Origin of the sequence: Streptomyces sp. NPDC005262 (assembly GCF_042872425.1) — a bacterium.
Taxonomy (GTDB): Bacteria; Actinomycetota; Actinomycetes; order Streptomycetales; family Streptomycetaceae; genus Streptomyces.
Genome location: NZ_JBIAKK010000022.1, coordinates 1 through 14438, shown reverse-complemented (window position 1 = coordinate 14438; position 14438 = coordinate 1). Strand labels below are relative to the sequence as shown.

The 14438-nt window shown below is 69.3% G+C and carries 13 protein-coding genes and 2 pseudogenes; 10 read left to right on the top strand and 5 right to left on the bottom strand.

Annotated features, from left to right (window positions below; genetic code table 11):
- Window positions 1–33: 33 nt before the first annotated feature.
- From ACFYP5_RS35010 to ACFYP5_RS34985, 6 genes are all read left to right on the top strand, one after another.
- Entirely contained in the window at window positions 34–903 is an 870-nt protein-coding gene (locus ACFYP5_RS35010; protein ID WP_319740824.1) for a branched-chain amino acid ABC transporter permease, read from the top strand.
- Window positions 900–2735, top strand: coding sequence for an ATP-binding cassette domain-containing protein (locus tag ACFYP5_RS35005; RefSeq protein ID WP_389043290.1), 1836 nt, complete (start codon window positions 900–902; stop codon window positions 2733–2735). Before ACFYP5_RS35010 ends, ACFYP5_RS35005 begins: the two co-directional genes overlap by 4 nt.
- On the top strand, window positions 2732–3484 hold the full coding sequence (locus ACFYP5_RS35000) for an ABC transporter ATP-binding protein (protein ID WP_389043287.1): 753 nt from the start codon (window positions 2732–2734) through the stop codon (window positions 3482–3484). Before ACFYP5_RS35005 ends, ACFYP5_RS35000 begins: the two co-directional genes overlap by 4 nt.
- A 159-nt stretch (window positions 3485–3643) precedes the next feature.
- Window positions 3644–5395 carry an FAD-dependent oxidoreductase gene (locus ACFYP5_RS34995; protein WP_389043285.1) on the top strand — a complete coding sequence of 584 codons (1752 nt, stop codon included), beginning with the start codon at window positions 3644–3646 and terminating at the stop codon, window positions 5393–5395.
- A gap of 27 nt (window positions 5396–5422) precedes the next feature.
- Window positions 5423–5878, top strand: coding sequence for a type II 3-dehydroquinate dehydratase (gene aroQ / locus ACFYP5_RS34990; protein ID WP_389043283.1), 456 nt, complete (start codon window positions 5423–5425; stop codon window positions 5876–5878).
- Window positions 5875–6732, top strand: a complete 858-nt coding sequence (locus ACFYP5_RS34985; RefSeq protein WP_389043281.1) for a shikimate dehydrogenase — start codon at window positions 5875–5877, stop codon at window positions 6730–6732. The genes aroQ and ACFYP5_RS34985 overlap by 4 nt, the downstream gene beginning before the upstream one ends.
- 248 nt (window positions 6733–6980) lie before the next feature.
- On the opposite strand, the gene ACFYP5_RS34980 is transcribed toward ACFYP5_RS34985, so the two are convergent.
- The 3 genes from ACFYP5_RS34980 to ACFYP5_RS34970 all read right to left on the bottom strand — a co-directional run bounded on the left by ACFYP5_RS34980 (window position 6981) and on the right by ACFYP5_RS34970 (window position 9070).
- A complete protein-coding gene (locus ACFYP5_RS34980; RefSeq protein WP_389043278.1) occupies window positions 6981–7352 on the bottom strand; it encodes a DoxX family protein in 372 nt (123 codons plus the stop codon).
- Between the two features lie 54 nt (window positions 7353–7406).
- The gene (locus ACFYP5_RS34975; protein ID WP_389043275.1) at window positions 7407–8174 is read right to left on the bottom strand and encodes an SDR family NAD(P)-dependent oxidoreductase; all 768 of its coding nucleotides are present in this window, start codon (window positions 8172–8174) and stop codon (window positions 7407–7409) included.
- Window positions 8175–8395: 221 nt separating this feature from the next.
- Window positions 8396–9070 (bottom strand): SDR family NAD(P)-dependent oxidoreductase, encoded by a 675-nt coding sequence (locus tag ACFYP5_RS34970; RefSeq protein WP_389043273.1) that lies wholly within the window; start codon window positions 9068–9070, stop codon window positions 8396–8398.
- A 129-nt stretch (window positions 9071–9199) separates the two neighbouring features.
- Between ACFYP5_RS34970 and ACFYP5_RS34965 the strand changes: the two genes are divergently transcribed.
- Entirely contained in the window at window positions 9200–9901 is a 702-nt protein-coding gene (locus tag ACFYP5_RS34965; RefSeq protein ID WP_389043272.1) for a TetR/AcrR family transcriptional regulator, read from the top strand.
- 314 nt (window positions 9902–10215) lie between these two features.
- Here ACFYP5_RS34965 and ACFYP5_RS34960 read toward each other — a convergent pair whose 3' ends face one another.
- The gene (locus ACFYP5_RS34960) at window positions 10216–10440 is read right to left on the bottom strand and encodes a hypothetical protein (RefSeq protein WP_389043269.1); all 225 of its coding nucleotides are present in this window, start codon (window positions 10438–10440) and stop codon (window positions 10216–10218) included.
- 143 nt (window positions 10441–10583) lie between these two features.
- Here ACFYP5_RS34960 and ACFYP5_RS34955 point away from each other — a divergent pair.
- A pseudogene (locus ACFYP5_RS34955) lies at window positions 10584–10952 on the top strand (histidine kinase); the annotation flags it as partial.
- Between the two features lie 2 nt (window positions 10953–10954).
- Window positions 10955–11329: pseudogene (locus tag ACFYP5_RS34950) on the top strand (response regulator transcription factor); the annotation flags it as partial.
- A gap of 332 nt (window positions 11330–11661) precedes the next feature.
- Here ACFYP5_RS34950 and ACFYP5_RS34945 read toward each other — a convergent pair.
- Window positions 11662–13170, bottom strand: a complete 1509-nt coding sequence (locus tag ACFYP5_RS34945; protein ID WP_389043266.1) for an alpha/beta fold hydrolase — start codon at window positions 13168–13170, stop codon at window positions 11662–11664.
- A 97-nt stretch (window positions 13171–13267) separates the two neighbouring features.
- On the opposite strand from ACFYP5_RS34945, the gene ACFYP5_RS34940 reads away from it, so the two are divergent.
- Window positions 13268–14203, top strand: a complete 936-nt coding sequence (locus tag ACFYP5_RS34940) for a MerR family transcriptional regulator (RefSeq protein ID WP_389043264.1) — start codon at window positions 13268–13270, stop codon at window positions 14201–14203.
- Window positions 14204–14438 lie beyond the last annotated feature (235 nt).

The following is a 14438-nucleotide window of genomic DNA, read 5'->3' as shown; positions in this document are numbered from 1 at the left end:
AGCCAGCCTCCGCACCGGCTTCAGGGAGCCACCATGCAAGTCACTCTGCAAACCCTCGTCGGAGGTCTCAGCCTGGGCGCGATCTACGCCCTGATCGCTGTCGGCTTCTCCGTCGTCTACCGCACCATGGGCCTCGTCAACTTCGCCCATGCCGATGTCGCGATGATCGGCGCCTACGCCTGTTCCACGTTCTACCTCACCTCACACGTACCATTTGCCGCGGCCATCGTCATATCCATCGTCGTCACGGGCATCATCGGTCTGATCATCGAGCGGGTCCTGCGCCCGCTGGAGAACAAGGACTTCGACCTGATGCTGATCGGCACCATCGGCTTCGGCACCGTCCTCCAGGCCGCCGCTACGCTGATCTGGGGCACCACTGGTCGAGCCATGCCCTCACCGATCACCTCCGGTCCCCTGGAGATCATGGGGATCCGGATTCGCACGTACGACCTGATGGTCATCGCCATCACCGCTGTATCCGTGGTCCTGCTCACGCTGTTCCTCCAGCGCACCAAGCCGGGGGCCGCCATGCAGGCGGTGGCCATGGACCACGAGGCCGCAACAGCTGTTGGCATCCACGTGGGCCGCAGCAACGCCCTCGCCTTCGCGATCGGCGCCGGCATCGCGGCTCTCGCCGGCAGCCTCGCAGGACCCATGCTCTACGTCGACGCCACCCTGGGAGGCGCCCTGGGAGTCAAGGGTTTCGCCGCAGCCATGCTCGGCGGATTCGGGAGCATTCCTGGAGCGGTGGTGGGAGGCCTGGCCATCGGGGTCCTGGACTCCTATGCAGGCGACCATTTCCAGGGCTACAGCGTCCTGGTCACCTTTCTGGTCTTCACCGCGGCCATCATGATCCGCCCGACCGGCATCTTCGGCGAGAGGACGGTGAGCCGGGCATGAGCATCCTCAAGTCAAAGCCGGCGCTCATCCTGCTGGCGTGCGTAGTGGCCTATGCGCTGCCGTACGGCCTGAACGGCTATTCCATTCATGTGGTGGACATCGCAATCATCTTTGCGCTGCTCGCCGTCGGCATGGGGCTCGTCATGGGTGTCGCGGGTCAGATCAACCTCGCCCAAGTAGCCTTCTTCGGCGTCGGGGCTTATACCACCGCCATCCTCACCACCCACTCCGGATACGGCTTCTGGACCGCCGCGATCCTTGGCATCGTGACGACGATGCTGGTGGGCCTGCTGGTGGGCCTGCCCGCCCTGCGCATGCAGTCCCACTACCTCGGCATCGTGACGCTCGGCCTCGCGCTGGGATTCGTCAACTGGATAACCAACGCAAAGATCACCGGAGGAGCGGACGGCATATCGGGCATCCCCGTACCGACGCTCTTCGGGATCGATCTCGCCGACGAGTACATGTACTACTACCTGGAGATCGTGGTCTTCGCGATCGCTCTCGCTTTCGGTGCCTTCGTCGTGCGGACCCGGCTCGGTCGCCGGCTGCGCGCGATGCGCGACGACGCCCTCGCGGCCGGTGCCATGGGCGCGGAGATCCCCCTGCTGCGGATGACCGCGTTCCTCCTTGCCAGTACCTACGGCGGAGTGGCAGGCATCCTCTACGCCGGACTCATCCGGTACGTGGCACCCGAGACCTTCAGCCTCAGCAACATGTTCCTGCTGCTGGCCATGGTCATCATCGGCGGTCGGCGCAGCCTCGTCGGATGCGTCGTCGGTGCGGTCGGCCTCGTGCTGATCCGCGAGGCCCTCGTCGACTTCGCCGTCTACGCCCAGCTCGGATACGGCATCGTCGTCGTCCTGATGGTGGTATTCGCTCCTACCGGCATCGCCGGGATCCCCGAACGCATCCGGGAAGCGATCAGCCGCCGCAGGAAGAACGAAGACGTGCGCGCCGCCGAGCTTGGGCCCTACCTGCCCGAGGCCATCCCTGCGGACCAGGCTTCGCGCAGGGGAGCCGACAGCGGGCCGGCGTTGGAGATCAGCCACGTCACCAAGCGGTTCGGTGCGCTGACCGCGCTCAACGACGTCACCCTCACGGTGGAACAGGGAGAGATCCGCGGCATCGTCGGCCCCAACGGGTCCGGCAAGACGACCCTGTTCAACGTGATCAGCGGGCTGTACCGGCCCTCCGAAGGCCAAGTCGCCGGCGTCGGCCGCGATATCGGCCGGGCACGCCCGTATCAGCTGTCCCTGGCCGGAATGGCACGCACCTTCCAGAACCTGCGCCTCTTCTCCCAGATGACGGTCCGCGAGAACATCCTCGTCGTCCTCGACCGGTCCCGCACCACAACGGTTTGGCAGTACGCGGTGTGGCCCGTCGGTGTCCTCTCCAACGAACACCGGTTGCAGGCCAAGGCGGACCGCATCCTGAATGAGTACGGACTGACCGCTTTCTCGGGCGCACATCCGCAGTCGCTCCCGTACGGCATCCAGCGCCGCATCGAGATCGCGCGGGCCATGGCGGGACGGCCCAGTCTGCTTCTCCTGGACGAGCCGGCGGCGGGTCTGAATGGTGAGGAGGTCGGTCAGCTCTCGGCAATCGTTCGCTCCATCCGTGACCAGGGCGTCACCGTTGTCCTCATCGAGCACAACATGGGACTGGTCATGTCCCTGTGTGAACGGATCACCGTCCTTGCGGCCGGCACCGTCATCGCCGAGGGCACACCCGCCGAAGTGGCGGCTACACCCGAGGTCATAGAGGCGTACCTCGGCGACTCGACGCCGGACGACATACCCGTTCACGTTGCACCGGAGGTTTCGCGATGACCACCACCGCCGCCGGGCCTTCCGCAGCCGACACTGGCACTGACAGCCTCGCCGTAACCGACCTGACCGTCCACTACGGGGGCGTCTGCGCGGTCAGATCAGTGGCGCTGAGTGTCGCCCCTGGTGAGTCCATGGGAATCATCGGCTCGAACGGTGCCGGCAAAACCTCCACGCTCAAGGCCCTCATGGGGCTCATCCCACGCAGCAGCGGCCGGATCACCCTCGGTGGCACCGACCTCAGCAAGGTGCGAGCTCGGGACATGGTCCGGCACGGTGTGGGCTACGTCCCGGAGGGCCGGCACGTATTTCCCGGACTTTCCGTCGAAAAGAACCTGATGCTCGGCGCCTACCACCGGTCATGGAAGGGAGAAACGCGCGACACCCTCGCGCACGTATATGACCTGTTCCCTATTCTGCGGGACTTCCGCAGCCGGGCGGCCGGTGATCTGTCGGGCGGCCAGCAACAGATGCTGGCCATCGGCCGGGCGCTCATGTCCAGGCCAAGGCTGCTGCTGCTGGACGAACCTTCGATGGGACTCTCACCGAAGCTGATCGAGAACGTCCTGGACATCCTGGTCCGCCTGCGGGGCGAAGGGCTCGGTCTCCTCCTGGTCGAACAGAACGCCAAGCTGACCTTCGGGGTCACCAGTCACTGCCTCGTGATGGAGAACGGCTCGGTGGCGATGTCCGGCACGTCAGAGCAGCTCGCGCACGACGAGCGGGTACGGCAGATCTACCTCGGGCTATGAGCGGGCTGAGGCCGAGCCGCTGCGGCGGTTTACACATTCACGTCCCGCCTGCACCTCGACCAGCCGCTGGGCCAGCGGCTGGTCGAGGAAACCAGGTGGCGAGTTCACTGCCGTGTGGACGGACTCGTCCTCCACCCGACCGTGCGCCACCACGCAGGTATGTCGTTCCCCCGGCGCCTCGATAGGAACTACACCATGACCGACCACTGGGACCATCAGGTCGACCTCCTTGTCGTGGGCTCCGGGGCGGGTGGCCTCGGTGCCGCTGTTGTCGGCGCCCAGGAGGGCCTCGATGTCCTCGTGCTGGAAAAGACCGAATGGCTCGGAGGCACCACCGCGTACTCGGCCGGCACAGCCTGGATCCCCGGACACCGCCACCAAGAGGATGCCGCGGCAGATACCGCTGCGGCGCAGGACTATCTGGACGCCCTTGTGGGTGACCGCGCTCCGAAGGAACTACGAGAGGCCTACCTCGTACACGGACCCGAAATGATCAACTACCTGGAACGGACAGGGGTCGGGTTCTGGCACTCCGCAACGGCTGTCGACTACCACCCTGAGATACCGGGATACGGCACCGGGCGAGCTCTCGAACCGCACACCTTCGACGGGCGCCGGCTCGGCAGAAACCACTTCAGCCGGGTCCGTCGTCCTGTACCGGAATTCGCCCTCTTCGGCGGCACCCTCATGGTCCGCCGCTCCGAGGTGAGCGACCTGCTCACCGTCTTCCGCGGATCGGCGCGCGGCATAGCCGCAGCGCTGCGCCTCGGGAGGCGTTGGGCAGCCGATATGCTCCGGTACCCGCGTGGAACCCGGCTCGCCATGGGCAACGCTCTCACTGCGAACCTCTATCACCAGCTTCTACGGCGCGGTGGCGACGTATGGTTCACCGCGCAAGCCACCGAACTGATCGCTGACGCCAACGGACGTGTGGTGGGCGCGGTGGTCTCGAAGCGGGGCCGTTCCGTTCGGATCGCCGCCCGGGCCGGTGTCGTCCTTGCCGCCGGCGGGTTCTCCGCCAGCCCTGAACTGCGTGCACGCCACCTGCCCGCGCCCACACCGCAGTTCACCCGCGCGGCAGAAGGGGCCACCGGCGACTCGATCACTCTCGCTCATATGGTGGGCGGTGCGCTTGGAGAGTCCAGCGGCGACAAGGCCCTGTGGTTCCCGAGTTCCATCGGCCGTCGCCGGGACGGTTCTACCGCGGTCTTCCCCCACATCTGGGACCGGGCCAAGCCAGGGATCATTGCAGTCAACGCCGCAGGACGCCGGTTCGTGGACGAGTCGGTGTCCTACCATCGCTTTGTTCGTGCCATGTATGAAGCGCACGCATCTGTTTCAACGATCCCGGCGTGGCTTGTGACCGATTCGCGAGTCCTGGCCGCGTACGGGCTTGGCATGATCCACCCGCATACTCCGCGCCCTTTTCTCAAGCGGCACATCCGCTCCGGCTACATGCGCACCGGCCGGTCAATCCGTGAACTCGCAGCTGCTATTGATGTCGATCCCGACGCTCTTGCACGCACCGTCGCCGACAGTAACCGTTATGCCCGTTCCGGCGTCGACGAGGAGTTCGGAAAGGGCCGGCACCCATACGGGCATCAGTACGGCGATCCAGCCCACACACCGAATGTGAACCTCGGTCCGATCGAGCGAGCACCGTACTACGCCATCGCCGTGGTTCCGACCCCACTGGCAACCTCACTCGGACTCAGAACCAGCCCCGAGGCCCGGGTGCTCGATGAACACGGCAAGCCGGTCCTCGGCCTGTATGCCTGCGGCAATGATGCGAACTCCCCGATGGGCTCGGAGTACCCGGGAGCGGGGTGCCAGATCGGCGCCGCGCTTACTTTCGGGTATCTGGCCGCCCTCCACGCGGCCCGCGCACCACGCCTCAATTTGACCATGTGAACCACCCCTTTGCGTTAGGGACAGTCCATGCCGCTTCCGCCTCGCGTGCTGGTCCTCAATGGACCGAACCTCAACCTTCTCGGCCTGCGCGAGCCCCCGCTGTACGGCTCGGACACCCTTGCCGACGTCGAAGCCCTCTGCCGGGAGAGCGCCGCACGCCACGGCCTGGAGGTGGACTTCCTGCAGTTCAACCACGAGGGCGCGCTCATCGACGCGGTGCACGCCGCACGTGCCGGAGGGGCCGGAATCGTGGTCAACGCCGGTGCGTACGCGCACACGTCGATCGCGCTGCGCGACGCCCTCGCGACCGTGGACGGCCCCGTCGTCGAGGTGCACCTCACCCACATCCACCAGCGCGAGGAGTACCGGCACCGGTCGTGCGTCGCCGAGGTCGCGGACGCCATGATCGCGGGCGCCGGGATCCATGGATACGCACGCGCGCTGACCCACCTCGCCCACCTTCTGGAGAAGAGCGCAGCATGACCTCGTATCTCATTGGACTCATCGGGTCCGGCATCGGCCCCTCCCTCAGCCCCGCCCTCCACGAGCTGGAGGCCGACCACCACGGCCTGCGGCTCGTCTACCGCACCCTCGATCTCGACCGGCTGGGCCTGGGCGCGGGCGACGTGGGCGAACTCGTGCGCACAGCCAGTCGGCTTGGCTACAACGGGCTCAACATCACGCATCCGGGCAAGCAGACGGTGATCCCCCACCTCGACGGCCTGTCCGAGGACGCCCGGGCGCTGGGCGCGGTGAACACTGTGGTGTTCGGCGCGGACGGCAGGTCGTGCGGCCACAACACGGACTGGAGCGGCTTCACTCGTTCGTTCACCCAGGGGCTGGAGGGCGCGTCCACCCGGCGGGTCGTGCAGCTCGGGGCGGGCGGCGCGGGAGCGGCGGTGGCGCACGCCATGCTCACTCTCGGAGCAGACCGGCTCACCCTGGTCGACTCGGACCCCGGCCGAGCTTCGGCGCTCGCCGCCGACCTCACCGCCCGGTTCGGCGCGGACCGGGCGTGCGCCGCGCCCCGTGAGGAACTCGCCCCGCTCCTCGCAATGGCAGACGGTCTGGTGCACGCCACCCCGATGGGCATGGCCCACTACCCGGGGCTGCCGTTCTCCGCAGAACTGCTGCATCCAGGGCTCTGGATCGCCGATGTGGTCTACCGGCCGCTCGACACCGAACTGCTGCGCCAGGGGCGGGCCGTCGGCTGCCGCACGCTGGACGGCGGCGGCATGGCCGTCCACCAAGCGGCGCACGCGTTCCGGCTGTTCACCGGATGCGAGCCCGACCCCGACCGGATGCTCGCCCACATGGCCACCCTCGTCGCCGCCTAGACAGGAGCCTCTCATGCGCACGTCCATCGCCACCGTCTCCCTCATGTAGCGCTGGCCCAGGCGGTCCCGACGCTGCCCGAGGGACCAGGCTGGTGGTACGAGCCGAAGTTATGGACCGGGCTTGAACGTGTCCGTTGTCCGCGACGGCCTCGGCGAGTCCTTCGGTGAGCCGAGGGTTCGAATGAAGCCGGACCGGGGCGGTGGCCTGATGGCCTTCGTTCAGCAGACTCGGTAGAGGGGTGGCGGCTTCAGAAGCTGTACGGGCCGAAGCGTCCCCAGGCCACCAGCGCGGCAAGGATCAGCAGGACGGCGTTGAGGCCGATCGCGGGGAATTCCTTCTTGCGCGCGTGATAGGCCGCGGCCAGCAGCATCGTTATGCCAAGGCCGACAGCGGCCACTGGCGTCAGGACGGGGGCGATGCCGGTGGCCGCGGGCAGGAGCAGCCCGAGGGCGCCGGCGAACTCCACGATGCCGATGAAACGGACGGTGCCGGGCGAGAAGTCGGCCACCCAGGGCAGCTTCTCGACGAGCTTGTCCTTGGGCTGGGTGGATTTCATGACACCGGCCATCGCGAACAAGGCGGCCAGTACGGCCTGCACGATCCACAGGAAGATGCTCATCAGGGGTGGAGTCCTTCGGGACGAGGGCGAGGGGGAACGGGGCGGAGCGGGCTGCTAGCCGAGGAGGCTGCCGCCGGTGGCGTCGAGGGAGGCTCCGGTGATCCACCGCGCCCGGTCGGTGGCGAGAAAGACCACCACGTCGGCGACTTCCTCCGGCTCGCCCAGGCGCTTGAATGCCGACAGCTGCGACATCGGCTCGCGCACCTCGGGCATCTGGAAGGCCGCGCTGCCGTTGTCCGTGGCACCGGGGAGCACGCTGTTGACCGTGATCCGCCGAGGGGCGAGGTGCCGGGCGAAGTGCAGCGTGAGCTGGTCGAGCGCGCCCTTGGACATCGCGTAGACGACCTGCGGCGGCATGGCCATGCGCGTGACCGCGGAGGAGATGTTGACGATGCGTCCGCCGTCCGGGAGCAGCGCGAGGGCCCGCTGGACGAGGAGGAAGGGGGCCTTGGCGTTGACCGCGAAGATCTCATCGATCTGCTCGGCGGACACCTCTTCCGGTGCATCGCCGGGCGTCGTCGCAGCGGCGTTGTTCACCAGGATGTCCAGGACGCTCTCGCCGGTGTACTCGCGCAGGCCGGCCTCCAGCTGGTCAAACAGCTGATCGGCGGCGCCGGGCGCGCCCAGTTCCGCGCCGACGGCAAAGGCCTGTCCGCCGTCCTTCTCGATGAGGCCGACGGTCTCCTGGGCGGCCTGCTTGTCGCGCCCGTAGTGCACGGCGACCAGGGCCCCCTCGCGGGCGAGGCCGAGGGCGGTGGCCCGGCCGATGCCGCGGCTGGATCCGGTGACGAGAGCGGTCTTGCGATTGAGCGTGCCGGTCATGCTGGAGCCCTTGCTGTGTTCGGGAACTGGGGGCTTGGTGGGGCAGCTGGAGAAGACGGCTCCGGCCTGGCCGCGGCGCTCGTACGGGTCCCAGTACAGGTGCGCGACCTGCTCGGGGGCGGCCCCGAGGGAATGCCTACGGGGCCGCCCTCCCCGAGCCTGGTGTTGATGGCGAAGTGCGCGGCGTACGGGAGGCCAGGAGGGCGGGTGGCTGATGGGCGTCAGAGACTGAAGACGAGTTCGGCCTGGTCGCGCTTGGTGGTGTGCAGGTCCCAGTAGACCGGGGAGATCTCCTCGGGCTGGGCGGTCGGGAATCCGGGGACCGCCGGTGTGCCGATCGACACGTTGATGGCGACGTGCGCGGCCTGCACACCGGTGCCGTCCAGCTCCTTGTGCAGGTTGATCACCCAGTTGCGCAGCGCCGCGGCGGCGGCGTTGACGTTGGCGATCTGCGGCACGGGGTCGACGGAGCCGGCGCCGGTGGTGAACAGCAGAGTGCCCGCGCCAGCCTCACGCATGGCGGGCAGCACCGCGCGGGTGGCGGCGATGGCTCCGTAGAGCTGGAAGTCCATCTCGTACTGCACGTCGGCCGGTTCGGTCGCGACCGGGGTCGTCATGACGGTCTGGAGGCCGCCGACCGGGGAGTACTCCAGGACGTCGATGCCGCCGAAGTGTACGGCCGCATCCTTGAGTGCCTGGGTGAGCGCGGTGCGGTCGAGGATGTCGGCGGGGAACGCGGCGGCGCTGATGCCCTCGACGGCCAGCTCACCAGCCAGCTCTTCGAGCTTGGCCTGGTTGCGGGCGATCAGTGCGACGTCGTAGCCGTGAGTGCCGTAGGTGCGGGCAATGGCGAGGCCGAGCTGGGGGCCGGCGCCGACGATGGCGATGGTGGGCATGAGAGAGCCTTTCGCGGAAGTAGAGGCGGAAAGGGTTATCCGTTTCCTTTCCGGAAAGCCCTATCCGTTTCGCTGTCCACCGTAACACAGGAACTGGATAAGGCATTCCGGTTTGCTAGTCTGATCGGCATGAGCCCCCGAGATCCCCACGCCGGCACGGCCGATTCCGCAGGTCAGTCCAAGCGCAGCGACGCGGAGCGCAACCGGGGGCGGATCATCGCCGCCGCGCGCACGGTCTTCGGGCGCGACGGGCTGAACGCGTCGATGGCCTCGGTCGCACGGGAGGCCGGGGTGGGGATCGCCACCCTGTTCCGCCACTTCCCCCGCAAGGAAGATCTCGTCGCCGCGGTCTTCGCCGACCGCATGAAGGCGTACGCACAGGCCACCACCGAGGCCCTGGCCGACCCCGACCCGTGGAACGGCTTCACCGGCTACATCCAGGACGTCTGCGCGATGCAGGCCGCCGACCGCGGCTTCGCCGACGTCCTGACCATGAGCTTCCCCGGCGTCCCGGAACTGGAGCAGCACCACGCCCGGGCGTACGAGGGCTTCCTCGAACTCATCGGCCGCGCCAAGAACAGCGGGCAACTGCGCGAGGACTTCACCAGCCGGGACCTCGTGCTGCTGCTGATGGCCAACGCCGGAGTCCTCAGCGCCACCGGCGACGCCGCCCCGGACGCCTGGCGCCGCCTGGTGGCATGGATGATCCAGTCCTTCCAGGCCCCGGCCCGCGGACAGCTGCCGGACCCGCCGGAAGACGCTGCGCTGTACGAGGCCATGCGCCGCGCCAGCCAGGGCGTCACCGCCCCCGAGACCGGAAAGCGACGCTGAACCAGCGACCGGTGGGACCGAGTGACCGCGGTGAGGCCGCCGTTGGATGCGGGCTCCGAGATCGACTGCTCGCAAACCCGTCGGTCTCCCCCATGGCACCGTCGCCAGATGGCCGAGGTGCTGAGCGGATCCGGATGGGGCCCAGGTCAGGGCACCCAGACGCTCTCCCAGGCCGTCTACGCGCTGAGAAGGTTGAGGCATCCGGGCGCCGCTCGGTGCGCCGCGATGTTGCCGTGCGGCGGGTGTTCGACGACTTCCCCTTCCGCGTAGGACCGGGCTACGGTGCGCCGCTGGTGCGGCGAGTTCGGGCAGGACTACGCCAACACCCTGCGCCGCCGGCGCGGCCCGGACTGAGGGGATTCTGGCCGGAAGTGAGTGTCGATCAGATCGGCGTAGTGGCGGTGGAAGGTGGCGTAGGGGATGCCGAGGCGTCGCTCGATGGCGGTCACGGTCGGCCACCGTCCGTGGGCGGACGCCTCTTCCAGGGCGGTGTCGATGGCGGCCTTGACGGTGTCGGCGTCGGGCAGGGAACGTTTCACTCGCCGACGATGAGCACCGACATGACCAGGCCCAGAGCGCCGAACGCGACGAGGAACGGGACGTAGAGGGCGGTGTCGCGCTCGGCGGTCTTCTTGACGGTGAGCCATGACTGTTCGCCGACGGCCGCTCCCGGCGGAAGCGACTGGCGACACCGCAGAGCGTCCTGCGGCTGACCTTCTACGCGTTCGTCATCGCCGTCTACAGCGCCGCCGTGTACAACCCGTACCGGGTGGCGACCCTGGCGGCGCTGCCGGTGTCGGTCGTCCTGGTCGGCACCTCGGGGAACTCGGTGACACCGATCGTCCCCAACGAATACATCGCCCTGCTGATCCTGGTCCCGATGGCCGTGGCCGCCGTCGGCCTGCGCACCTGGAAGCTCCGGACCGACGAGGGCCGCACCCGGCTCTCCGCCCTGGGACGCGAACAGGCCCAGGCACTGCGCCGGGCCGTCGAGCACGAGCGGGCCAGGATCGCCCGCGAACTGCACGACGTCGTCACGCACAACGTCAGCGCGTCACCCCCGAGCATCTGACCGCGGCCGTCCGCACGGTCCGTACCGGCGACGCTCTCCTCGCGCCCGCCATCACCCGCCGTCTCGTGCAGCGGTTCGCCCAGCTCGGCGGCGACACCGCCGCCTTCCACCGCGACCTCGCCTCGCTCACCCCGCGGGAACTGGAGGTCCTCGGCCTGCTGGCCCGAGGGCTGAGCAACGCAGAGCTCGCCACCCGCCTCCACCTGGCCGAGGCCACCGTCAAGACGCACGTCGCCCGCATCCTCGCCAAGCTCGGACTCCGTGACCGTGTCCAGGCCGTCATCGTCGCGTACGAGACAGGGCTGATCAGCGCCGGCGCAGGCGAGGCCGCGCAGCAGCCCTCCGACCGGACGTAGACAGAAGCCGAGACTTCGGATCAGCGACGGAAACTGCGCCTGTCCCGGTGGTTCACGCCTCCGAACTGTCATACGACGGTCGCCCGATGTGCGCGCGCCGCGGTGCGGGGGCCGGGTACAGCGGGCAGCGCGATGTCGAGCTGCGCTGCCATGTCCAGGTCGAGCCACAGCTCCTTCGTGCCGATCGGCGGGCCCTCCTGATGGACCGCTCCGCCCGCCGGGCGGCGCCGCCTTCCCGGGTGAACCGCTGGACGCCGGGCAATGGATCGAACCATGCCCGTGCGGCCGAAGTCCGTCACGTCGTCCTCCCGCCCGGCGTCCCCGCGGAGATCTCAGGCCTGGAGGTGGGCCAGGACCGCGTCGTGGGCGGCTGCCACGGCAAGGCGGGAGTCGTCGATGTGGTCGGCCGCGTCGAAGCCGTGGTGGCCGGCCGGGACGTCGATGGTCTCGATCCGGGCGTCGACGGTCTTGGCTGCGGCCAAAAACTCCTCGACGGTGGCCGCGAACTCGGCGTGCTCCAGACCGGCCCGGGTGAGGACGATCGGCAGCTCCCCGGCCGTCCGCACCGCGGCCACGGGGCGGAATCGCGCGTCCACCGCGCTCCAGCCGGGGGGCGGCGCGAGGACCGGGTAGTTGGCGGCGACGCAGCGCAGCCACGACGGCGGCACGGCGAGCCAGTCGGCGGAGAGCAGCCCGCCGGCGGAGAAGAACCACAGGGCGACGCGGTCGGCGTCCACCCGCGAGTCGGCCCGGACGAGTTCGACAGCCTTGGCAAGGTCCTCGGCAGCCTGCGCGTAGTCGCTGAGGGCGTGCAGGCCGTGGTCGACGGTCACGCCGACGACGCCCCGGTTCGCCGCGTACCGGGCGTGGCCGGTGTAGACCGGCCAGTCCCGCGGCGTGGGCCGCAGCTCGGCAGCTACGGGGCCGCCGTGCACGAACACGACGGCGGGCCGGGGCCCGTCCGCGTCCGGCAGATAGAAGTCGACCGAACCGATCCGCTCGCGCGACCGCTCAGGGACGTCCAGCACGAAGGGCTTGAGGTGGAAGGGCTGTTCGTCGCCGCTCGGGGTGATCCGGTGCCCCTCGCCGACGGCCGCCCGGAGCAGGACAGCGGCCAGTTCGTCGGGCTCGGAGAGCATCGGCCAGTGCCCGGTGGCGAGTTCGAAGAAGCTGACCCGGGGGTCGGCGAGCGCCCGGAACTGCGGCGGCCCGCTCCGGACCAGCGTCTCGACCATGGCGATGGTCACCCCGCCGGCGGTGCAGAAGACGCCGGTGGTGGGCGGTCCGGCGAGCCCCAGGGTGAGCCGCAGCGGCTGGACGAGGGTGCCGGACGGCTGCGGCGCGGCGTAACGGTCCAACTGGGCCAGCGACTCCGCCCGGAGACCGGCGGTGCTGCCCCAGCGCTGCCACTCGTCGGGCTGCGGCACGGGGATCAGCCAGTCGTGCTCGGCCGGCCCGTCCTGGCGCAGGAGCCGCTCGCGGACCTCCTGGTCCGGGACGAGGGCGAGAGGGGCGTCGCCGTCCTGCGGCAGGCCGGCGTCCAGGTAGACGACCCGGCTGATCCGCTCCGGGCGGCGGTCGGCGGCTCCCAGCACCGGATGGATGGCGTAGTCGTGGCCGACCAGCACCAGTTCCGGCGCGTCGAGGTGGTCGATCAGCTGCACCACGTCCTCGATGTGCGTCTCCAGATCCGTACCCGGCCCGGCCAGATGGCGGCGCTCCCCCAGGCCGGTGAGGGTCAGCGGGTACACCTCCGCCCCGGAACCGCGTAGCCGTTCGGCGGTCTCCCGCCAGACCCAGCCACCGGTGAAAGGTCCGGAAACCAATACGAACACCGTCATGATCGCCTCCTTGCGTGCCGTGGTCCGCGCGGCCGGCCGTACCGGTCGTCCGCGCTCGTAGGTACGGTAGGAACTCCCCCTGAGGGAGGTTCAAGCCTTGTCCCCTGACGGAATGTGGAGCATCGGCGAGCTCGCCGAACAGGCGGGCGTCACCGTGAAGACCGTCCGCTTCTACTCCGACCGCGGTCTGCTGCCCGAGGCCTGCCGGAGTTCCGGCGGGCACCGGCGGTACGGGCCCGACGCGTTGGAAAGACTGCGGCTGATCCGCTCGCTGCGCACCCTCGATCTGCCGGTGCCGGAAGTGGGCCGGGTGCTCGGCCACGGCGACGGTCTGGCGGACGCCCTGGAGGACGCCATCGACGGACAGCTGCGCGAGCTCGGCTCCCAACTGACCGCGCTGCGCTGGCGGGAGGCAGCCCTGCAGCTGATCCGGGACTGCCCGGCCGAGGAGCGCGCCGACCGGCTGCGGCTGGTGGGCAGGGTGTCCACCCCGCCCAGTACGGCGCCGCTGGCGCGCTTCTGGCGGGGGGCGCTGCCCGTCCGGCTGTCGTCCCGGCTGGTCTCCTCGATCCTCGAGTACGCGGTACCGCAGCCGCCGGCGGATCCGACGCCGGCCCAGGTGCTGACCTTTGCCCGGCTGTACGCCATCGCCACCGCGCCCTGCCCTGCCACCGACCCCCGACGGTCGGCGGGCAACCGGACCGACGAGGTCCGCCGCCCCGACGTGCTGTACGACGGCCTCTTCGATGCGTACACGCTGGCCGCGGCTGAGCTGAAGACGAACCGCACACCGGAGCGGGGGCAGGCACTCGACTGCTTCGTCGCGGCCCACGCCGACTCGCGGGGCCTGCGGGACAGCCCGGACTTCCGCCGCAGGCTCAGCGGGCTGCTGGCACTGGCCGCCGATCCGATGGTCGACCGGTACTGGGAGCTGACCGGCGAGCTGACCGGCTCGCCGGAGCCGACCCTCGGGGCCGCCCACGAGTGGATGCGGGCCTCGCTGGAGACCGACGTCGCCGCAGCGGCCGGCTGAACGGGACACTCCCGCTCAGCCGGCCGCTCCGGGGTTCCTATGGAGGCCACCGCCCGGGTGAAGTCGGCGAACGTGTGCTCCGACGGTGCATGGGCGAGCCGGGCGGCAGTCTCCAACCACTTCACCAATTCACCGGGTCACCTAGTACTGCAACGACACTCCGTGATGTCGTCTGCGTCTGTAGTGGCTGATGCGAGCTCGGGCTTGGCTTCTTCGCCGCCATAAGGACCAGGCG

What these genes read in the sequence shown, in the direction of transcription:
- ACFYP5_RS35010 (WP_319740824.1), top strand. Translation starts at nt 34, where the DNA reads ATGCAAGTCACTCTGCAAACCCTCGTCGGAGGTCTCAGCCTGGGCGCG.
- ACFYP5_RS35005 (WP_389043290.1), top strand. Translation starts at nt 900, where the DNA reads ATGAGCATCCTCAAGTCAAAGCCGGCGCTCATCCTGCTGGCGTGCGTA.
- ACFYP5_RS35000 (WP_389043287.1), top strand. Translation starts at nt 2,732, where the DNA reads ATGACCACCACCGCCGCCGGGCCTTCCGCAGCCGACACTGGCACTGAC.
- ACFYP5_RS34995 (WP_389043285.1), top strand. Translation starts at nt 3,644, where the DNA reads ATGTCGTTCCCCCGGCGCCTCGATAGGAACTACACCATGACCGACCAC.
- aroQ (WP_389043283.1), top strand. Translation starts at nt 5,423, where the DNA reads ATGCCGCTTCCGCCTCGCGTGCTGGTCCTCAATGGACCGAACCTCAAC.
- ACFYP5_RS34985 (WP_389043281.1), top strand. Translation starts at nt 5,875, where the DNA reads ATGACCTCGTATCTCATTGGACTCATCGGGTCCGGCATCGGCCCCTCC.
- ACFYP5_RS34980 (WP_389043278.1), bottom strand. Translation starts at nt 7,352, where the DNA reads ATGAGCATCTTCCTGTGGATCGTGCAGGCCGTACTGGCCGCCTTGTTC.
- ACFYP5_RS34975 (WP_389043275.1), bottom strand. Translation starts at nt 8,174, where the DNA reads ATGACCGGCACGCTCAATCGCAAGACCGCTCTCGTCACCGGATCCAGC.
- ACFYP5_RS34970 (WP_389043273.1), bottom strand. Translation starts at nt 9,070, where the DNA reads ATGCCCACCATCGCCATCGTCGGCGCCGGCCCCCAGCTCGGCCTCGCC.
- ACFYP5_RS34965 (WP_389043272.1), top strand. Translation starts at nt 9,200, where the DNA reads ATGAGCCCCCGAGATCCCCACGCCGGCACGGCCGATTCCGCAGGTCAG.
- ACFYP5_RS34945 (WP_389043266.1), bottom strand. Translation starts at nt 13,170, where the DNA reads ATGACGGTGTTCGTATTGGTTTCCGGACCTTTCACCGGTGGCTGGGTC.